The following is a 20575-nucleotide window of genomic DNA, read 5'->3' as shown; positions in this document are numbered from 1 at the left end:
ACTATGCCAACCCTCACGGAGGAGACATGAACTGGACAACGCCCGCCTACACCGAACTGCGACTGGGGTTCGAGATCACGATGTACATCGCCAACCGCTGATGTCGCACGACTGAGCACGCAAAGCCCTCCAAGCCCGCTGGTTGTTCACGGCGGGTTTTTTTTCGCCTTCGACTTGTCTCGCGCATCTTCCTGGCCGACTTCTTGCTCAATCCGCTCAACACGTTGGGCTCGCATCATGACGATACTCAGAGTTCTTGGCTCGGCCGCCGGTGGCGGTTTCCCGCAGTGGAACTGCAACTGCCGCAACTGCGACGGCGTGCGGCGCGGCACCGTGCGCGCCACCCCGCGCACGCAATCTTCCATCGCGTTGGGCGATGGTCTGCACAACTGGATCGTGGTGAATGCCTCGCCGGACATCCTCGCGCAACTGCATGCCTCGCCCGCACTGCAACCGGCGCGCACGCCGCGTGATACGGGCATCGCGGGCGTGGTGCTGATGGATGCGCAGATCGACCATGTCACGGGTCTGCTGATGCTGCGCGAGCACCAGCAAGCACTGCCGCTCTATGCCAGTGCGGCAGTGCTCAGCGATCTGTCCACCGCGTTCCCGCTCACGCACCTGCTGTCGTATTACTGCGGGCTGGATACGCACACGCTTTCGCTGGACGGCAGCGCATTCACCATCCCGCCGCTCAATGATGTGGCGCTGACGGCGATCCCGCTGGAGAGCAAGTCGCCGCCCTATTCGCCCAGCCGCAATGCCCACCGCATGGGCGACAACATCGGCCTGCGCATTGTCGATCGCAAGAGCGGCCAGCGCGCCTTCTATGCACCGGGCCTCGCGCGCATCGAGCCGCACGTCTTCGACGAGATGGGTGCGGCCGATGTGGTGCTGGTCGATGGCACCTGCTGGCGCGACGACGAGATGCTCGCCCTCGGCTTCTCCACCAAGACGGCAGCCGACATGGGCCACCTCGCGCAATCCGGCCCTGGCGGCATGATCGAGACGCTCGACCAGTTGCCGGCCGCACGCAAGATCCTCATCCACATCAACAACACCAACCCGATCCTCGACGAAGACTCCCCGCAACGCCGGGAGCTCGACGCGCACGGCATCGAGGTGGCTTACGACGGCATGGAAATCGCGCTATGACACACCCTGTTGCCTGGACCGCCCACGAGTTCGAAACCCGCCTGCGTGCGAAGCAGGCCGGCTACCACATCCACCACCCGTTCAACCTGCGCATGCGTGCGGGGGAATGCACGCCGGAGGAGATCCGCACCTGGGTTGCCAACCGCTTCTACTACCAGGTCAACATCCCGCTCAAGGATGCGGCCATCCTGTCCAACTGCCCCGACCGGGAAACACGCCGCGAGTGGATCGTCCGCATTCACGATCACGACGGCGACGACGGTCGGCCTGGCGGCATCGAGAGCTGGGTGCGTCTTGGCGAAGCGGTTGGGCTTAAGCGTGATGCACTGTGGTCGCACCAGCATCTGCTGCCAGGCGTGCGCTTTGCCGTGGATGCGTACGTGAACTTCGCACGCCGCGCGCCATGGCAAGAAGCCGTGTGCTCCTCGCTCACGGAGATGTTCGCGCCCGACATCCACAAGGAGCGGCTGGCCGGCTGGCCTGAGCAGTACCCCTGGGTGCAGCCGGAAGGACTGGCGTACTTCCGCTCACGCATTCCGCTGGCCTCGCGTGATGTTGAACACGGCCTGCGCGTGACGCTCGACTACTTCCGCACGCCGGAGCAACAGCAGCGCGCGCTGGACATCCTGCAGTTCAAGCTCGACATCCTCTGGTCGATGCTCGATGCCATTCAACAGGCCCACGCTCATGACGCCATCCCTGCCTGATCCCAGCCACCCCACGCTACACCGGACCTTCCGGCTGCAGTGGGAAGACATGCAGCAGAGCTGGGTGCTGCTCTACCCCGAAGGCATGGTCACGCTCAACGACAGCGCCGCCGCGATCCTGCAGCGCTGCGACGGCGCCCATACCCTCGACATGCTGATCGATGATCTGCAGATCGCCTTTGGCGTGCAGGGCATCGCGCCGGAGGTCCACGCCTTTGTCAAACATGCATTTGAACGCGGCTGGCTCGTTTGAGGCTGCACCGCCTCCGCTCCCGGGCCCGCCGCTCTGGCTGCTGGCGGAGTTGACCTATCGCTGCCCGCTGCATTGTCCGTTCTGCTCGAACCCGGTCGACTACACGCAGCACGATCGGGAACTCACCACCGAGCAATGGTGCGATGTATTCACGCAAGCACGGGCGCTGGGCGCGGTGCAGCTTGGCCTGTCCGGCGGCGAACCGCTGATGCGCAAGGACCTCGAAACGCTGGTGTCGCACGCGCACAAGCTCGGGTTCTACGTCAATCTGGTGACCTCGGGCGTGGGCCTGACCGATGAACGGCTCGGCGCATTGCGTGCCGCTGGGCTCGACCACATCCAGCTGTCGTTCCAGGATTCCACACGCGAGCTGAACGACTTCCTGTCCAGCACACGCACCTTCGACCTCAAGCGCCGCGTGGCCGACCTGATCAAGGCGCACGACTATCCGATGGTGATGAACTGCGTGATGCACCGCCACAACCTGCCGCACGTGGGCGCCATCATCGACATGGCGCTGGAGATTGGCGCCGAGTACCTGGAACTCGCCAACACGCAGTACTACGGCTGGGCATGGGAGAACCGCCTGGCGCTGATGCCGACACTGGAGCAACTGCGCGAAGCGGAAGCCGTGGTGACCGAGTACCGCACACGCATCGGCAGCCGGTGCCAGTTGCTCTACGTGGTGCCGGACTACTTCGAAGACCGCCCCAAGAAGTGCATGAATGGCTGGGGCACGACATTCCTGGGTATCGCGCCCGATGGTGTGGCCCTGCCATGCCATTCGGCACGCATGCTGCCGGGGCTTGTGCTGCCCAATGTCCTCAACCAGCCGCTGCGCGAGATCTGGCAGACCAGCGATGCCTTCCAGCGCTTCCGTGGCACGCATTGGATGCCCGAGCCGTGCCAGTCGTGCGAATCGCGCGAAGAGGATGCCGGCGGCTGCCGCTGCCAGGCCTATCTGCTGACGGGCGATGCCACGCGCGCCGACCCGGCATGCGGCCGCTCGCCCGATCACGGGACCTTGCAGAAAGTCGTGCTGCAAGGCCGAATGGCTGCGATGAACGGCTTCGGGAAGATGCGCGACACCCGTACCGGCGAAGTGCCCATCGTATTCCGGACCGATGCCAATTCGCGCCACCTCACACCGTCATAACGGGCAGCCATGAAGAAGGGCCGGACAATGCCGGCCCTCCTCCTTCGCAAGCAACGCAGAAAATCAAGAGCCTGCGCTCAGCACCCAGGCCACCAGTTGCTTCGCCTCGTCTTCATTGAGGTTGGGGTGCGGCGGCATCGGAATGCGGCCCCACACACCCTTGCCACCCTCGCGTACCTTCTTGGCCAGCTTGGCGGGCGCGTCTGCGTCGCCCTTGTATTTCGCCGCCACATCGACGAAGGCCGGACCGACAATCTTGGTCTGCACGCTGTGGCACGAAAAGCAGCCGCTCTTGTCAGCCAGGGCCTGCATATCGGGAGCGGCATGCGCACCAGCCGCGCAGAATGCTGTTGAAGCAAGGGCCAACAGCGTAACAACTCCATTGCGCATCATCACGTTCTCAACTCCATGACGCTGTAAATCGGCCGCGCTGCGCTGTGCACTGTTGGGAGCGCACAGCACACCGCGGACTCGCTTAGTTCTTGTGCAGCTTGAACACCCAGACCGAACCGCCCTGCTCCAGGAAGTTCACGCGCTTGGCCACCTCACCGCCCCACAGCGGCACGGCGCCACCCCAGCCCGACACGACGGCGACGAACTGCTCGCCGTTGTCTTCCCAGGTGACCGGCGGCGCGACGATGCCGCTGCCGGTCTGGAATTCCCACAGTTCCTTGCCGGTCTTGGCATCGGCCGCCTTCAGGTAGCCCTCGGGCGTGCCCCAGAACACCAGGCCGCCGGCAGTGGTCATCACACCACCCCACAGCGGCGCGTTGTTCTTGATCTGCCACTCGATCTTGCCGGTCTTCGGGTTGATCGCGCGCAGGGCGCCGATGTAATCCTCATTGAGCGGCTTGATGGTGAAGCCGGCACCCAAGTAAGCGGCGCCCTTCTTGTAGCTGATCGGCTCGTTCCAGATGTCCATGCCCCACTCGTTGGCAGGCACGTAGAACAGGCCGGTCTGCGGGCTGTACGCCATCGGCATCTGGTTCTTGCCGCCCAGGAAGCCCGGCTCGGCAAAGACAGACTTGCCCTTCTTGTCCTCCCCCGTAGCCTCGGACGGATCGCCCGGACGGTGGTCCGGCGCGTAGTTCGGGCGGCCGGTCTTGAGGTCGATGCTGGTGGCCCAGTTGACCTTCACGAACGGGAACGCGTTGAGCAGCTTGCCGGTCTTCGCGTCGTTCACATAGAAGAAGCCGTTGCGATCAGCCTTGCCGCCCACGCGCTTGCCGTCCATGTCGAACGTGACGAACTCGTTCACGCCGTCGAAATCCCAGCCGTCGTTCGGGGTGTTCTGGTAGTGCCAGACGATCTTGCCGGTGTTCGGGTCGATGGCCAGCGTCGACGACGAATACAGGTTGTCGCCCTTGCGGATGTGGCTGTTCCACGGCCCCGGGTTGCCGGTGCCGAAGTAGGCCAGACCGGTCTGTGCGTCATACGTGCCGCCCAGCCACGTCGATGCCCCGCCGGTCTTCCACGTCTCGCCGGGCCAGCTCGCGTTGAGCGTGCCGGTCATGCCGTTCTCGGTCTTGTTGCCGTCCTTGTCGTACTTGTAACCCATGTGGCCTTCGACAGTCGGACGGGTCCAGATCAGGTTGCCGGTCTTGGCGTCACGCGCTTCCACACGGCCCACCACGCCAAACTCGCCACCCGACACACCGGTCAGCACCATGCCCTTCACGACCAACGGCGCGGCGGTGCTTGAGTACCCTGCGGCGTAATCGTCGATCTTCTCTTTCCAGACGATCTTGCCGGTGTCCTGGTTGAGCGCGATCAGCTGTGCATCGAGCGTGGAGAAGATCACCAGGTTGTCATACAGCGCTGCGCCGCGGTTGACGACGTCGCAGCAGGGCATGATGCCTTCGGGCAGGCGCTGTTCGTACTTCCACAGCTTCTTGCCCGTCTTCAGGTCGATCGCGTAGATGCGCGAGTACGACGCCGTGACGAACATCTTGCCGTTGTAGATCAGCGGCTGGGCTTCCTGCCCGCGCTGCTTCTCACCGCCAAACGAAAACGACCAGGCCGGTACGAGCTGGCTGACGTTTTTCGTGTTGATCTTGGTGAGTGTCGAAAAGCGCTGCCCTTGCGTACCCATGCCCCAGGTCAGCACGTCGCCCGCCGATTTGCCGTCGTTCTCGATCATGGCGTCGGTGACGGGGGGCGTTGCCGCGTGCACGGCAACACTTGCTGCCGCCATGGCAGCCGCAAATGCAATCACTCGTAGTGTCCTCATTCTTATCTCCTCTACCTCTGTCTTTATGGTCCGGGTCTGGCAGTGTGATGTCACACCGGAGGGACCCAGGGCAAATCCCGTGCCATTGGAAAACGCCGTGAAACTGCGGTTTCACACGGGGCGAAACGCCACGGTGCGTGCCATACCGGAACACATCGTGTGTTCTGTTGCGAAATGGAACAGCGCAACCGAACCAGGGTTCTTCATCGATACCTCGGCCTACAGGGTGGGGGCGCCACGACCGGGCAACATGCGCTGCACGCAGCGCTGCGCATCGAACCACTGATGCTTGATCACCCCAGAAACGTGGAACACAACCAAACCGAGCAGCAGGTAGGCAGTCATGCCATGCAGCGTGGTGAACAGGTGCTGCAGTGCGTTATCGACCCAGCCCCAGCGCGGCAGCGGCACGCCCCAGAAGCGTGTTCCGTACTGGTTGAACGACGAACCTAGGTAGCCGGAGAGCGGCATCACGACCATGCACATGTAGAGCAGACGGTGGGTGATGCGTGCCAGCTCCGTCTCCCAGCAATGCAGGCCGGGAATCGGTGGCGGTGCGGACTGGCGCATGCGCGCGATCACGCGCCACGCAATCACCAGTGCGGCCGTCAGCCCGAGCGACTTATGCAGATTCACCAATGCTGCTTTTCCAGGGGCGCCCTTCGCCAGGCTGGTCATGTAGTAGCCCAGTGGAAACAGCGCGAACAGCAGCAAGGCGCTGGCCCAATGCAATGCGATCTGGAGGCCCGTATAGGTCGTGGCAGCGCCTCGCATCAGCGGGCCAGCAGGTCGGTTAGCGCGGCGCATCAAGGCTGCCCACCGAGGTTGGATAGGTCACCACACCCCATGGCAGCTTGTAGCCCGGGAGCGTATCGACGACCTCGCGCTTTTGCGGGTCGATCACCTGCACGCTGTTCGATCGGCCACAGGCCAGCAGCAGCTTCTGCGCATCAGGCGTGAAGCTGAAATGCCAGCAGCGTTTGCCGACCGGAATGGCGGCCACCGGCGCAAAGGTGCGCGCATCGAACACCTGCAGCTGATCCGCACGGCTGGCGGCCACCCAGAGGTACCGGCCCTCGCGATCGAACGCCACACCATAAGGGCCCTGCCCGGTCGGCACCGCCCGGATCGGCTTGAAGCCGGCATCGAGCAACAGCAGGTTGTTCGAGTTTTCCAGCGTCACCACGTAGGTTTTGCCATCCGGCGCGATCTTGATGCCGCGCGGCCGATTGCCGAACGGCGCGACATCCACCGACTGCATCTGCTTGAGCGTAGACAAGTCGTACACGCCGACCGTGTTGTCGCCCTCGTTGGCCACCAGCAACTGCTTGCCGTCCGGCGAGAACTCGATGGCCTCGGTCTCCCGCGCCGCCTTGATACGGCCGACAACGGCCCATTGGCTGAGATCGATGATGGCCACTTCGGCCGGGGCATCGTCCTTGTCGTCTTTCTTCGCCTGATCGCTCTTGCCCGGCGGCCCGCCTTCCGACGAGGGCTCGTAGGTCACGAACGCCTGGCGGCCATCCGGCGAGATGCGCATGAACTCCACATTCCGGCCGACCGCGATGCGCTTGATTTCCTTGCGCGCGCCCGTATCGACCACCGACACATCGGCGCTGCCCTGATTGGCCGTCAGCAACCAGCGGCCATCCGGAGTTACGGCAAGCCCGCGCGGGTCCTTGCCCACGGCAATCTCGGCAACGGGCTTGAGCGTGCGGGCATTCAGCATGGTCACGCCACCCCCTTGATTCGTGACATAGGCGACGGGATCGGGCACCTCTGCAACGGCCTGGAGAGTGGACAGCAAGCCTACGCAAATCAACGTGGCTATCTGAACGGTGTACGTACGTGTTTTCATGATCGTGTCTTCTTCGATGCGTTCAGTCCTTGTCCAAGCTGGAAGCCTTGCCGCCAAACGAGTAGGTCAAGCCAATCCAGACCGCACGCGGGGGTGCCGGCGTCATGAACTGCTGCGTCGCCAGCGTGTAGATGCTCGTGGTGCCCGACAGGCCGTACGTGGAATAGCGCTTGTTGAACACGTTGTTGATGTAGGCCGAAATCTCGAGGTTCTTCATCGGCTTGTAGTGCACGTTCAGATTGACGAGACCGTAGCCAGCCACCACGCCATTCGGGTCCGCATTGCTTTCGTTGCCATGGGCAAATTGCTTGCTGACCAGAATCACGTTCCCGCCCACCGAGAAGCTGGGGCTGAACGCATACGATGCCCCCAGCTTGAGCGTCTTGGCGGGAATGCCGGGGATCTTGTTGCCACTGACCACGTTCTGCCCGCTGGCGGTGGTGAATGCCGACTTGTAGATCGCATCGACGTAGCCGAAGTTGGCCGACAGGCTCAACTTGTCGATCGTCGTGCTGGCGCCCACCTCGAAACCACGTCGTTCGGTCTTGCCAACGTTGGCGAAGTAGCCATACGTGTTCGACGTGGCGATGAACTGGATGTCGTTGCTGAGCCGCGAGTCATAGACCGACGCGCTCCAGTAGGTGGACTTGCCCACCTTTCCGCGCCCGCCGAACTCGATGGTTTTGGCCACCACGGCCTTCAAGTCGGGGTCGCCGTTGAAGCCGGTGGGCAGCGAACACGGGCTGTTTGGATCGGCGCACGAGAGCTCGATCGAGGTCGGGGCCCGCATCGATTCGCTGTAGCTGCCGAAGATGCCCTGCCCTTTGCCAAGGTCGTAGTTGAACCCCAGTGCCGGGTTGAACCGTTGATAGTGGTGCGAACCGGCAAGGCCGTTGGTTTCCGGCCCGGCCACCGACCCCGCCGGAACGCCATTCGGGCTGGATGCGACACCCGACCCCGAGTTCGCATACCGATAAGCGCCCAGGTAGTCGGGGTTGTAGTACGACGTGCCCGATATGCTGTCCGTCCAGGTGTAGCCGCCGTCTTCGTTCAGGAATTTGCGGTTTGCACCGCCCTGGTTGAGCACGGTGTAGTTGAAGCTGCCGGACGCGGTCACGCTCAGCTTTTCCGTCACGCTGAACGTATCGGTGAAGTACGCGCTGAAGTTGTTGACGTTGGACGTCAGGTTCACCGCCCCGATGACGTTGCTGCCGGTAAACGACGCGGGGTTCGATGCGGACGGTGCCAACCCATTGGCGGTGAAGCCGTATTCCTGATTCGGGATCACCACCGTCTGGTAGTTGATCAACCGGGCCAGGTAGGTGGTCTGGTCATAGGTGATGCGCGAATGGTCAAACGCGCCGCCCAACGTGAACGCGTTTTTGTGCCCTGCCAGGTTGTCGAAATTTGACCACTGGAGGGACGAGCCCACCGTGTCCTCATGTGTGGCGGAATCGACGAGGCTGGTATTGATGGAACTGGTCCAGCGGCCATAGCCCAGCGCCAGCGCTCTGGCACCCGTCACGGAATTCACGGCGGTGCCATTCGGCGCCTTGTTCGCGCATTTGTAGGTGGTGGCGCCGCGGGCCGTGGTCGTTGCCAGCGAGCCATCGTCGTTGAAACAGCCGTCGTCCAACTGCGCGTTGCTGTTGACGTTGTGCAGGTTGGCTTTGCGGTAGTAGAGGCTGCCGGCAAGCTGATTGTTGTCGTTCAGCCAATGGCTGCCTTTCAGGTTCAGCAGCGCCATCCGGTTTGAGATGGTGTCCGGCCAGGTATAGGCGGCACTGCGGTTTGACATCATGTCTGCCGGCAGCGACTGCGTGCCGTTCAGCGACGTGTCCGCCAGCGCCGCAGACAGCTCCAGTTGGGTCGCGCCCGCGTTGCCGTGCCACCGGGCCTTGCCGAACAGTTGCTTGACCTCCGAACCAGAGTGGTCGCGAAAGCCGTCCTGCTTATCGAAGTTGCCTGCCGCGAAATAGTCGAGGTTGTGCGCCTCGTCGGCACCGCCGGTCTCGAAGCTCACCGCCTTCCGGCCGAACGATCCGCCCAGCACGTCGATCGATGTTCCAGGGTTGTCCTTTCCATTCTTCGTATTGACGACGAGTGCCCCGCCCAGGGTGTTGAGCCCAAAGATCGGATTGGACCCGGGCAGGACGTTGACGCTGGACACCGCGTTCATGGGAATGAGATCCCAGTTCACGATCGAGCCGAAGGGCTCGTTCATCCGCACGCCGTCAAAGTAGACCGACAGGCCGATGGGAACGCCCAGCAGCGACGACACCTGGAACCCGCGATAGTTGACGTCGTTCTGGTATGGGTTGCCGGAGCCGTTGCTGACGCTGACCTGGCCAAGGTTGTCGTTCAGCGCGTCTGCCAGATTCGCGCTGCGCTGCTCGCGGATGTCCTTTGCGCTGATGCGTTGTGCGTTGGCCGGAAACTGCGACAGCGGAACGCCAATGCTGTCGATCGGGGTCGAGCCCACGACCTCGGCCGTGGGCAATGCCACGGCAATGATCTGGTCCTCAGCCAATGCCGGCGAATGCAGCCCGGCAGCGGCGAGCGCCAACACCACGCCGCTCGCGCGGGGTGCGGCTTGGCACAGATGGCGAGTGCTTGAATGCACAGCGTGTCTCCCTGGTTTTTCTCTTTCGCCGTGCCCCGGGGTGTGCAAGCGGGGCATCCCAAAGAAGAGGCGCGGCGATGGCGACCCCTGATCAGGAATCAATGGCAACAGGCAGACACCCGCCGTCACGCGACAGCGTGTTTGATTGGCGCATGGCCCTGTCTCCTCTTCTCTTGTATTTGCCTGCGAAGTCATTGCCCCGCAGGTCAGCGGCAGGCGCGCGGGTGTCGATGACCGCGCGCCTGCCTGTTCCTGCCAACTACCCGCTGCTACACCATCAGAAGAAGCCCAGCGGCTTGGTGTCGTAGCTCACCAGCAGGTTCTTGGTCTGCTGGTAGTGGTCGAGCATCATCTTGTGGGTCTCGCGGCCCACGCCCGACTTCTTGTAGCCACCGAAGGCCGCATGCGCCGGATACAGGTGATAGCAGTTCGTCCACACCCGCCCCGCCTTGATGGCACGGCCCACGCGGTAGGCGCGGTTGATGTCGCGCGTCCACAGGCCGGCGCCCAGGCCGAACTCCGTGTCGTTGGCGATCTGCACGGCCTGCGCTTCGTCCTTGAAGGTCGTCACGGCAATCACCGGGCCGAAGATCTCTTCCTGGAACACGCGCATGCTGTTGTCGCCCTTGAGCAGCGTCGGCTTGATGTAGTAGCCCTTGGCCAGATTGCCGGGCAGCACTTCCACATCGCCGCCGACCAGGCATTCGGCGCCCTCTTCCTGCGCGATTTCCAGGTAGCTGCGGATCTTGTAGAACTGCTGCTCCGAGGCTTGCGCGCCAACCATCGTTTCCGTATCGAGCGGGTCACCGCGCTTGATGGCGGCCACCTTGGTCATCACGGCATCCATGAAGCGGCTATAGATGGATTCCTGCACCAGCGCGCGCGACGGGCACGTGCACACTTCGCCCTGGTTGAAGAAGCCGAGCACCAGGCCTTCGGCGGCCTTTTCAATGAAGCTCGGCTCGGCCTGCATGATGTCTTCAAAGTAGATGTTGGGCGACTTGCCGCCCAGCTCCACCGTCGACGGGATGATGTTGTCGGCTGCGCACTTCATGATGTGCGAGCCCACCGGCGTCGACCCCGTGAAGGCGATCTTGGCGATGCGCTTGCTGGTAGCCAGCGCCTCGCCAGCTTCCTTGCCGTAGCCGTGCACAACGTTCAGCACGCCGGCCGGCAGCAGGTCGCCGATGATTTCCAGCAGCACGCAGATGCCCAGCGGCGTCTGCTCCGCCGGCTTGAGCACGACGCAGTTGCCGGCGGCCAGCGCGGGGGCCAGCTTCCAGGCGGCCATCAGCAGCGGGAAGTTCCACGGGATGATCTGGCCAACCACGCCCAGCGGCTCGTGGATGTGATACGCCACGGTGAATTCGTTGATCTCCGCCGCCGAGCCTTCCTGCGCACGGATGCAACCGGCGAAGTAGCGGAAGTGGTCGGCCGCCAGCGGGATGTCGGCGTTCAGCGTTTCGCGCACGGGCTTGCCGTTGTCCCACGTCTCGGTCACGGCCAGCAGCTCGAGGTTCTGCTCGATGCGGTCGGCAATCTTCAGCAGGATCAGCGAGCGGTCCTGTACCGAGGTGCGGCCCCAGGCGTCGGCCGCAGCATGCGCGGCGTCGAGCGCGAGGTTGATGTCTTCAGCGGTCGAGCGCGGGAATTCGGCAATCGCTTCGCCCGTCACCGGCGTGGTGTTGGTGAAGTACTGGCCTTTGACCGGCGCAACGAACTCGCCACCGATGAAGTTGCCATAACGCGACTTGAACGAAACGATGGCGCCGGGAGTGCCGGGGTGAGCGTAACGCATGGGTTGTCTCCTGATGTTTGCGTGATGACGTCAGCGTCGTGATGTGCGCTGTGTCTGCCCGTCATCTGCAAAACCCGGGCCATGCCCTGCGACAGATGTTTCGCCTCTCCGGAATCGGGGGTTCTTACTCGTTTGTCCACCCGACTGCTCCAGAATGGAACACCAGGTGTTGCAAAGCTCAACGCCCCATCGCCTGAACACCCAATGCAGCCGCATGTGCGCACCCGGGGCGCATGGCATGACTTTCGCAATCCCAGCCGTTCATCCGAACCCTCAAGGCAAACGATGAGAACGGCTCCACTCCTTGTCGCCGCCGCGCTGCTCCTTGTGTGTCAGTCCTGGCCGGTACGGGCTGATACGAACACCGACCCTGCAGGCTCACCGCTCTGGCCATTGATTCATCAGCAGATGTTCGGCGCCGCGCGGGCCACGTTCGACAACCGCATCAAGATCACCGGGCCCACGTTTGCGGAAGACCCGATGCAGGTGCCCATTGCGTTTGACGCGTCTGCGCTGGGCAAGGTCGAACGCGTTGTTGTCGTGGTGGATCGCAACCCGATCCGCAAGGTGCTGGAGTTCGAGCCGATGCACATGCGCCCGGCGCTGTCGTTCCGGTTCAAGCTGCAGGAGGCATCGCCGGTGCGCGTGGCGGCGCGCACGCAGGATGGCGTCTGGCATGTCGGCACCTTCCTAGTGGATGCCATCGGCGGCGGCTGCACGCTGCCCGGCGCCACCCGCAAGGACGCCACCTGGAGCACCACGCTCAATCAGGTCGAGTCGCGCGTGTTTCCGGGCTTCAACGGCGCGGGCAGCCGCATCCGCCTGCGCGTGATGCATCCGATGGACACGGGGTTGGTGGCGGGCATCCCGTCCTTCCACATCGAACAACTCGACCTGCTCGATGCACGGCGCCAGCCCATGCTACGGCTGGCGCTGTATGAGCCGGTAGCCGAGAACCCGATCTTCTCGTTCGATCTGGACGGCCCCGTTGAGCACGGCATCAGCGTGGCCGGCGTCGACAACAACGGCAACCGCATCCGCGCACAGGTGACACGATGAGCTGGCTGAACCAACGGTTGGGCATCTTGCTGTGTCTGGCGATGTGGATGACCACCGCACGCGCACAAGGGCTCGACTACCAACTCGTACCACGCGCGGTTGCGCCCGACATCTGGGTGCTGGAAGGTGCCAATGCGGATTTTTCCGCACGCAACGGCTGCAACATCATCAACACCGGCTTCATTGATACCGGCGACGGTGTGCTCGTCATCAACACGGGGCCGTCCGTGCTGTATGGCGAGCAGCAGCGCCAGGCCATCCGCCAGGTCACATCCGCCCCCGTGCGCTGGGTGTTCAACCTGAACCTGCATCCCGACTACTTCTTCGGCAACCAGGCTTATGCCGATGTCGGCGCGCAAGCGCTGCCAGGCACAATCGCCGGTGCGCAACGCGAGGGTGAAGCCTATGCGGACAACCTCTACCGCCTTTGTGGTGACTGGATGCGGAACACGGCATCGACACCGCCCAGCCAGCCGTTGACGCCGGGTGAGCGCACCCTGGGCCGCCACCGCATTGACCTCATCCGGCTCGAAGGGCATACCGACGACGACCTCGTTCTGGTGGACCGGACGCGCGGCGTGGTCTTCGCGGGCGGCCTGGCGTTCCGCGACCGGATCCCCACCACGCCGCACGCCGACATTCCACATTGGCTGGCCAGTCTCGATCGGCTTCGGGCCATCGTTGCCGAGAGCGGCGCGCGCATCTTGATCCCCAGCCACGGCCCGGCGCTCGGCCAGGTAGACGCCATCGCGCAAACGCGGCAGTACCTGCTCTGGCTGGACGCACGCATGCGGCATGCGGCGCAGGAGGGGCGCGATCTGGCCGAAGTCATCACGATGCCGGTGGACGCGCCCTATGCGCGGTGGGGCGGCATGCCAGCGGAGTACGTGCGCAACGTGACCCGCTTCTATCCACGCTATGAGAACGCCGCGCTGGCGCCCTGACATGGCGCCAGACCCTGCCCGGCGACGCTGGATGCGCCTGATGCTCGCGACCCTGATCAACCCGGCCCTGGCTGCGTCCGCAACGCCCGCGCGTGTCACGCTGTTGCGCCTGCAGGACGGCCTGTACGCCGCGCGCGCCGACAACGCCGAAGCCTCGCGCGCCAACGCCGGAGAAGTCGTGCCAACGCTGGTGCACGTCACCGGCAACGGCGTGCTGGTGGTCGACCCCGGCCCGCATGCGCGATGGGGTGATCGATTGATTGCCGCCATCCGGCACATCACCGCCGAGCCCATCCGTTGGGTGGTCAACACGCACGCGCACCCCGAACACGTGCTGGCCAACGCGGCCTTCGCGCAACTGCAGCCGCGCCCCGCGTTTCTCGCCTCGGCTGCCACCGCCAGCCTGATGCGGCAGCGCTGCGAGACCTGTCTGGCCAGGTTGACTGCGATGCTGGGCGAGCGCGTCATGCGTGAGACGCAGATCGTCTATCCCGAGCCCGCACTGCGCGATGGCGATTGGCTGCACACCGGCAAGACGGCGTGGCAAGTTCTCGTCTACGCGGCAGCGCATAGCGCGTCAGACACGGTGTTGTATGCCCCGCAGCGGCACGTGCTCTACGTGGGCGGCCTGGCCTATCGGCAGCGCATTCCGGACCTGCAAGAAGGCTCGCTGGTGGGGTGGCAACACGCGTTGCGTGCGTTGATCCCGCTGCCCGCCGGCATCGTCGTCGGCACGGCCATCGGCACCCCGGCGCTGATGCTGCAGCCCACGCTGTCCTATCTCGACATGCTGGATGGTGCGGTCACCCAGGCCATCGAGTCCGGCGCAGACGCGGCCCGCGCGCTCGACTACGTGCCGGGTGATGCGTATCGCGACTGGCGCCACTTCCATCCTCGACACGCATTCAACGTGGCGCGCGCCTGGCGCGAACTGGAAGACTGCTGGATGCAGAACGCGCCCGCGGTCTGATCAAGCCCGCTCCATTGCTGAACAAACGCAGCACAGGTGTTGCACCGACTGTCCCGCCACGCCACAGCACCCATCCAGCGCTCTGCACCCGCAAACGTTGCCCACCCGCTTGCAATGCACCGCGAACGGCCGCCTGCGCGTTGGTACGCGTATTGCAAAAGCCCCCGCCGGCGTTGAGCGCGCTTCGCGCAATTGGCGCCCATCCCAATGCGTCCGAGCCGAATCCTTAGGCGCATCACACAAAGACAATACGGAGACAACATGCAGAACAAACGCGTTCGCCAATGCGCCCTGGCGGCCCTGGCAACCGCCCTCGGCAGCGCTGCGAGTGGGGCTATCGCACAATCGTCCGTCACGATCTACGGCACAGTCGACGCCGGCTTGCAATACCAGAACCGGAGCGCAGCCGGCGGCAGCATCACAGAGTTGCATTCGGGCGGTATCAGCCCAAGCATCTGGGGCCTCAAGGGCGTGGAAGACCTGGGCGGTGGCCTGAAGGCCAGCTTCAACCTCGAAAGCCATTTCAGCAGCGACACCGGCACGCTCACCACCGGCCCCGGCTTCAGTTCAGAACTCTTCCGCCGGCAGGCGAACGTTGGCCTCAGCGGCAACTGGGGCGCGATCACGCTGGGTCGCCAATACAGCCCGGCACTGATCGGCACGATCGGCACCGAAGCACGCGGCTTCAAGGAGCAGTTCTCGAACCTGTACGGCTGGGCCTACAACCAGCTCCCCGCCCCAGGCAACGCGATGGGCGCCGGCACGAACCCCGGCAACGATGTGGGCGTGTTCATCGGCAACGCCGTGCAGTACGCCAACAACTTCGGCCCTGTGTGGCTGGGTGTCGCGTATTCGTTGGGTGAGACGGCAGGCAGCTTCAAGCGCGGCAACGAGCTCTCGCTGGGGGCCACCTATACGGGCCCGGTGACGGTCGGCCTCGGCTATCAATCCACGTCGGACAGCGGCACCGGCCAAACACTGAGCCGGCTGTGGAGCGCGGGCGTAGCGGTGCCGTTCGACGCCTTCACAGGCAGGGTGAACTACATCGGCGTCACCAACAATGCACCCACGGGCGCACGCGTGTCGGACGTCAAATCGCTCGGCGTCGGGCTCGACTACAGGTGGAGCGCTGCCAATACCGCCACACTGGCCGGCTACTACAGCAAATACGAAAGCAGCGCGCACGACAGCTCCACCAAATCGGTTGTGCTGAGCAACGACTACGCGTTCTCCAAGCGCACCACGCTGTATGTGCAACTCGTGTATGTGGACGCCGGCGCCGTGGGTACGGCAGATCCGCTCGAAAGCATCAAGACGTCGATTGTTGCCGGAGGCACCGCCCCCGGTGCGAAAACGGTGCTGGCTGGGGTTGGCCTGAAACACGCATTCTGATCAGCTGAGCGCGCGCCCCTCTTCCGTGGCGGATGAGCGGGTCAGGAATGACCTTGCCTGAAGGAAGAGGGGCGGCAGGCTGAAGGGCACTGCTGCCGCCCGCTCAACCGCGTCCCTGCACGCATCGGGCACCGTGCTGGGCAGCAACCCACTCCTCGTTGGTCGGTTCCACCGCCACGCAAATCCGGCTGGCCGAACTGGAGATGATGGCGGCATGCGCCTGGTTGGCCGCGTCATTTAAATTCGCGCCCAGATAGCCGAGCGCATGCACGACGCGCTCACGCAGCACGGCGTTGTGTTCGCCAATCCCCGCCGTGAAAACCAGCAAGTCCAAACCGCCCAGAACAGCCACCAGAGCGCCGATCTCGCGGACGATGCGGCGCACGTAGAGCGCCAGCGCCGCCTGCACGCGCGGGTTGCCTGACTCTTGCGCCAACAGGTCGCGCGGGTCAGATGACACCCCCGACACGCCCAGCAGACCGGATTCGTGATACAGGACGTGCCCCACCTGCGCCGGAGAAAGATGCTCCGTCTCCATCAGGTAAAGCACCGCGCCTGGGTCCAACGCGCCGCAGCGTGTGCCCATCATCAGGCCGTCGAGCGCGGAAAACCCCATCGTGGTCGCCACGCTCTCCAGCCCGCGCATGGCACATAGGCTGGCACCGCTGCCAAGGTGCGCGACGATGGTCCGCCCACGGGCAATATCGCCATGTCGCTCGGGCAAGACGATCGACATGTACTCGTACGACAGCCCATGAAAGCCGTAGCGCCGTAGTCCGCGCTCCCACGCTGCATACGGTAACGGCAGCATCATTTCAACTTGCGGCAGCGTGTGGTGGAACGCGGTATCAAAACACGCGACCTGCGGCACTTCGGGCAGCTCTGTCAGAAGCGCCTCGATAGCCTCCAGCGCAAACGGCTGGTGCAGCGGCGCAAGCGGGATGTAGCTGCGCAGATCAGCAAGCACCTCCGCATCCACACGCACGGGTGCGAAGTACTTGGCGCCGCCGTGCACCACCCGGTGCGCCACGGCAACCAGACGACGGTTGCCGAGCATGTGCTCGACACGCTGGCGAATGTGCAGCAGCGCAGCGTGATACGGCTGCGCGGCATCAAGCTCCAAAGCCTGTGCTGGCGCCCCGGCTTCTGTCGCTGTGGGGTGATCGGTGCCGATGCCCTCCACCTTCCCGCTCCACACGGGGGTACGGGGCAACGGCAGCTGCGCGGCATCGAACAGCGCAAACTTGATGCTCGACGAGCCGCAGTTCAGTACGACGATGCAATCGTTCATGGTGGCAGGATGCGGTAACGGTGTGCCAGCAACGTGGCGATGGCACATGAGGCAATACGCGATTCGCGTGAATCGGCACGGCTGGTCAAGACGATGGGCACGCGCGCGCCGAGCACAATGCCAGCGCTGGCGGCTCCGCCCAGGTACTCCAACTGCTTGGCGAGCATATTGCCGCTTTCCAGATCCGGCACCACCAGCACATCGGCCTGACCCGCCACCTCAGAAACAATGCCCTTGATGCGCGCGGCAGCGGCAGATACGGCGTTGTCGAAGGCCAGTGGCCCGTCCAGCACGCCACCTTCGATCTGGCCGCGGTCGGCCATCTTGCATAGTGCCGCTGCGTCGAGCGTGGCGGGCATGTGCGGGTTCACGGTCTCGACGGCCGCCAGGATCGCCACGCGCGGTCGCGCCACGCCAATCGCATGGGCCAGATCAATGGCGTTGCGGATGATGTCGGCCTTCTGATCCAGGGTCGGTGCAATGTTGATGGCGGCATCCGTCACGATAAACGGGCGCGGATACGCTGGTGTCTGCATGACGAAGCAATGGCTGATCCGGCGCTTGGTGCGCAGCCCGGCTTCAGCGCGCACCACGGCCGCCATCAGTTCATCGGTATGCAGGCTGCCCTTCATGAGCGCCTCGGCCTTGCCCTGCGCTACGAGCTCCACGGCGCGCATGGCCGCGGCGCTGCTGTGCGGCACGCCTTCGATTTCCATGCCGCTCAGGTCAAGCCCGGCCTCAGCGGCCACGCGCATCAACTTGTCGCGCGGTGCGACCAGGCACGGCACGATGAGCCCTTCTGCACGCGCATCCAGCACGGCGGACAGGCTCAGCGCGTCGCACGGGTGCACAACTGCCATGCGGATCGCTCCCAGGGGCCGCACGTGGTCGAGCAGCCGGTGGATGCCATTGCCGCCGGTGGTGATGCGTACATCGGGCAGCGTGGTGCGTGGCCGCTCGATCCGTTCGGTGGGCGCGATGACTTCGGCCTCCCCCGTGATGGCGACGGTGCCACTGTCGTTCGTACAGGTGCACGCCAGCTTGAGCCGCTTCTTCTCGTCGTCCTTGCTGGTCACCGTCACGCGGATGGTCAACGTATCGCCAATGCGCACCGGCGCATGAAACTGCAGTGTCTGCCCAAGGTAGACCGTGCCGGGCCCAGGCAGGCGCGTTCCGAGCACGGCGGAAATCAGCGCGCCACCCAGCATGCCGTGGGCAATCACGCCGTGAAAGCGCGTGGATGCCGCAAACTCGGGGTCCAGGTGCTGCGGGTTGACATCCCCCGACAGCACGGCAAAGAGCTGGATGTCCTCCGCTGTCAGCGTGCGCAGGATGGCGGCCGTTTCGCCAACGGCGATTTCGTCGAACGTGCGATTGCGCACCACGCTCAGATCGCCGCCCGGCAGTGATGCCGGCGGTGCCGGCAGATGATCGGGACCCATGCGCGCTCCTCAGGAAGCCGTACGAAGTTGACCGTTGCCCTTGCCGCGCGCGGGTGCCGTGCTTGGCGACACCGTTGCCGCACGGATGAACACATCGGCCGGCACCCCCAGCGACGACAGCATGCCCTGCAGCGCCGTATGCACCGGCATGGCATTGCCAGCCGCGCTCAGCGCCTGCACCGAAGCTTGCTGCCACTCCAGCATGGCGCGCTGGTAGTCCGTGGCAAAGCTGGCTTGATTGGCCATGGCGGTCTGCATCACGCCCTGCAGCACATTCATTGCGCGCTGGTTGCCCTGCCAGAAGGCGTTCGGCAGCCCTGCTGCCAATGCGCTCCAGTCTTCAACGCCTTGCAGATCGGTCAGCGCAGATTCTGTGCGAGCGACGTCTTCGGCCAGCAATTCTGCACCCAGTGCATACCAACGTTGGCGCGCCGTCTTGAGCAAGCCCAGCGTTTGCAGCCCGAGTGCGGCTTGCGCCTTGAAGAGCGCGAGAGGAAGGTTGGCAGGTGTGTCCATGTTGGCTCCTTAGGCCATCTCTTAGGCCATCTGGCTGATGGTTTTACGAAAGCGCGTCAATGATGCGACAAACAGTACGGCGCCGATTGCGCAGATGGCCAGGCACTGCGGCCACACGACGGACAATCCTGCACCCCGATAAAGAATCGCTTGTGACGCCGATACAAAATGCGTGGTCGGCGCGGCCAGCATGATGTCCTGCACGAATGCGGGCATGCTCTCGCGCGGGGTGGTGCCACCCGAGAGCAACTGCAGCGGCAGCAGCACCAACACCAGCAGCATGCCGAACTGCGGCATGGACCGCGCCACCGTCGCAAGGAAGATGCCCATGGAGGTGGTGGCAAACAGGTGCAGCGTGGCCACCAGCATGAACAGCAGAATCGAGCCTTCAATGGGCACATGCAGCGCGCCCTGCACCACAAACACCAGTGCCACCAGTGCAGCCAACACCACCACCAGCCCCATCGACCACACCTTGGCCATCATGATTTCGAACGGCGTGACGGGCATCACCAGCAGGTGTTCGATGGTGCCGTGTTCCCGTTCACGGATGAGCGCGGCGCCGGTCAGGATGATCGACAGCATGGTCACGTTGTTGATGATCTCCATCAGCGAGCCGAACCACGTCTGTTCCAGGTTGGGGTTGAAGCGCGTGCGCATCACCAGGTCGACCGGCGCGGTGGGTGCGGCGCGGTGGCGCTGCAGGAACTCGTTCACCTCACCCGAGACGATTTGCTGGATGTAGCCGTTGCCCGTAAAGGCCTGGCTCATGCGGGTGGCGTCTATATTGAGCTGGATGGCCGGTGCGCGCCCCGCCAGCACGTCGCGCTGGAAGTTGGGCGGGATGTCGAGCACAAAGGTGTAGCGCCCGCTGTCCATGCCGGCATCCATCTCGGTGAGCGGAATCAGCGCGGGCGTACGGAAATGCGGTGGATAGAAACTCGAAACAATGCGTGCCGACAGCGGCGAGCTGTCTTCGTCCACGATGGCGATCGAGGCGTTGTGCAGGCTCTCCGGCATGGCCGTGGCCGCCACGTAGATCGATAGCGTGAAGGTGTAGGCGATCAACACCAGCATCATGGGGTCGCGCACCAGGCTCCACAGCTCCTTGACACCCAGGCGGAAGATGTTGCGCAAGCGGGCCGCGCGGCGATCGGTCGAATGGTCTGACATGGCGCGCC

The 20575-nt window shown here is 64.1% G+C and carries 19 protein-coding genes; 9 read left to right on the top strand and 10 right to left on the bottom strand.

The window, feature by feature from the left end; genetic code table 11:
- Positions 1–26: 26 nt before the first annotated feature.
- From pqqA to pqqE, 5 genes are all read left to right on the top strand, one after another.
- Entirely contained in the window at positions 27–101 is a 75-nt protein-coding gene (pqqA, locus tag C404_RS59200) for a pyrroloquinoline quinone precursor peptide PqqA (protein WP_009277446.1), read from the top strand.
- Positions 102–237: 136 nt separating this feature from the next.
- Complete coding sequence (gene pqqB / locus C404_RS37925) at positions 238–1155, top strand: pyrroloquinoline quinone biosynthesis protein PqqB (protein ID WP_031329102.1); 918 nt, start codon at positions 238–240, stop codon at positions 1153–1155.
- A complete protein-coding gene (pqqC, locus tag C404_RS37920; RefSeq protein WP_021194004.1) occupies positions 1152–1862 on the top strand; it encodes a pyrroloquinoline-quinone synthase PqqC in 711 nt (236 codons plus the stop codon). The genes pqqB and pqqC overlap by 4 nt, the downstream gene beginning before the upstream one ends.
- Positions 1843–2115: a pyrroloquinoline quinone biosynthesis peptide chaperone PqqD gene (pqqD, locus tag C404_RS0129765; RefSeq protein ID WP_031329101.1), complete on the top strand. Its 273-nt coding sequence runs from the start codon at positions 1843–1845 to the stop codon at positions 2113–2115. Before pqqC ends, pqqD begins: the two co-directional genes overlap by 20 nt.
- Entirely contained in the window at positions 2087–3271 is a 1185-nt protein-coding gene (pqqE, locus tag C404_RS37915; RefSeq protein ID WP_031329100.1) for a pyrroloquinoline quinone biosynthesis protein PqqE, read from the top strand. The genes pqqD and pqqE overlap by 29 nt, the downstream gene beginning before the upstream one ends.
- A gap of 63 nt (positions 3272–3334) precedes the next feature.
- On the opposite strand, the gene C404_RS37910 is transcribed toward pqqE, so the two are convergent.
- The 6 genes from C404_RS37910 to exaC all read right to left on the bottom strand — a co-directional run bounded on the left by C404_RS37910 (position 3335) and on the right by exaC (position 11780).
- A complete protein-coding gene (locus tag C404_RS37910; protein ID WP_031329098.1) occupies positions 3335–3661 on the bottom strand; it encodes a c-type cytochrome in 327 nt (108 codons plus the stop codon).
- Positions 3662–3746: 85 nt separating this feature from the next.
- Positions 3747–5501 carry a PQQ-dependent methanol/ethanol family dehydrogenase gene (locus tag C404_RS37905; protein WP_031329097.1) on the bottom strand — a complete coding sequence of 585 codons (1755 nt, stop codon included), beginning with the start codon at positions 5499–5501 and terminating at the stop codon, positions 3747–3749.
- Between the two features lie 219 nt (positions 5502–5720).
- Positions 5721–6308, bottom strand: a complete 588-nt coding sequence (locus C404_RS37900; protein WP_031329096.1) for a cytochrome b — start codon at positions 6306–6308, stop codon at positions 5721–5723.
- Entirely contained in the window at positions 6295–7359 is a 1065-nt protein-coding gene (locus tag C404_RS37895; protein ID WP_031329095.1) for a beta-propeller fold lactonase family protein, read from the bottom strand. The genes C404_RS37900 and C404_RS37895 overlap by 14 nt, the downstream gene beginning before the upstream one ends.
- 22 nt (positions 7360–7381) lie before the next feature.
- Positions 7382–9982 carry a TonB-dependent receptor family protein gene (locus C404_RS37890; RefSeq protein WP_031329094.1) on the bottom strand — a complete coding sequence of 867 codons (2601 nt, stop codon included), beginning with the start codon at positions 9980–9982 and terminating at the stop codon, positions 7382–7384.
- 277 nt (positions 9983–10259) lie between these two features.
- On the bottom strand, positions 10260–11780 hold the full coding sequence (gene exaC / locus C404_RS37885) for an acetaldehyde dehydrogenase ExaC (protein ID WP_021193996.1): 1521 nt from the start codon (positions 11778–11780) through the stop codon (positions 10260–10262).
- A 285-nt stretch (positions 11781–12065) separates the two neighbouring features.
- On the opposite strand from exaC, the gene C404_RS37880 reads away from it, so the two are divergent.
- The 4 genes from C404_RS37880 (at position 12066) to C404_RS37865 (ending at position 16145) form a co-directional block, all read left to right on the top strand.
- Positions 12066–12839: a quinoprotein dehydrogenase-associated SoxYZ-like carrier gene (locus C404_RS37880; RefSeq protein ID WP_031329093.1), complete on the top strand. Its 774-nt coding sequence runs from the start codon at positions 12066–12068 to the stop codon at positions 12837–12839.
- The gene (locus tag C404_RS37875) at positions 12836–13783 is read left to right on the top strand and encodes a quinoprotein relay system zinc metallohydrolase 1 (protein WP_021193994.1); all 948 of its coding nucleotides are present in this window, start codon (positions 12836–12838) and stop codon (positions 13781–13783) included. The genes C404_RS37880 and C404_RS37875 overlap by 4 nt, the downstream gene beginning before the upstream one ends.
- 40 nt (positions 13784–13823) lie before the next feature.
- Complete coding sequence (locus C404_RS37870; RefSeq protein ID WP_031329092.1) at positions 13824–14753, top strand: MBL fold metallo-hydrolase; 930 nt, start codon at positions 13824–13826, stop codon at positions 14751–14753.
- 261 nt (positions 14754–15014) lie between these two features.
- Entirely contained in the window at positions 15015–16145 is a 1131-nt protein-coding gene (locus C404_RS37865) for a porin (RefSeq protein ID WP_021193992.1), read from the top strand.
- Positions 16146–16248: 103 nt separating this feature from the next.
- Here C404_RS37865 and C404_RS37860 read toward each other — a convergent pair whose 3' ends face one another.
- The 4 genes from C404_RS37860 to C404_RS37845 are packed head-to-tail and all read right to left on the bottom strand — an operon-like array spanning position 16249 to position 20567.
- Complete coding sequence (locus C404_RS37860) at positions 16249–17436, bottom strand: acetate/propionate family kinase (protein WP_021193991.1); 1188 nt, start codon at positions 17434–17436, stop codon at positions 16249–16251.
- The gene (locus C404_RS37855) at positions 17433–18878 is read right to left on the bottom strand and encodes a bifunctional enoyl-CoA hydratase/phosphate acetyltransferase (protein ID WP_021193990.1); all 1446 of its coding nucleotides are present in this window, start codon (positions 18876–18878) and stop codon (positions 17433–17435) included. The genes C404_RS37860 and C404_RS37855 overlap by 4 nt, the downstream gene beginning before the upstream one ends.
- A gap of 9 nt (positions 18879–18887) precedes the next feature.
- Positions 18888–19394: a hypothetical protein gene (locus tag C404_RS37850; protein ID WP_021193989.1), complete on the bottom strand. Its 507-nt coding sequence runs from the start codon at positions 19392–19394 to the stop codon at positions 18888–18890.
- Positions 19395–19415: 21 nt separating this feature from the next.
- Positions 19416–20567, bottom strand: a complete 1152-nt coding sequence (locus C404_RS37845) for an ABC transporter permease (protein WP_021193988.1) — start codon at positions 20565–20567, stop codon at positions 19416–19418.
- Positions 20568–20575 lie beyond the last annotated feature (8 nt).

This window comes from Ralstonia sp. AU12-08 (assembly GCF_000442475.1).
GTDB classification, from domain to species: Bacteria; Pseudomonadota; Gammaproteobacteria; order Burkholderiales; family Burkholderiaceae; genus Ralstonia; species Ralstonia insidiosa.
Note: the sequence above shows the minus strand (reverse complement) of the source record. Positions and strands in the feature narration are given on the sequence as shown.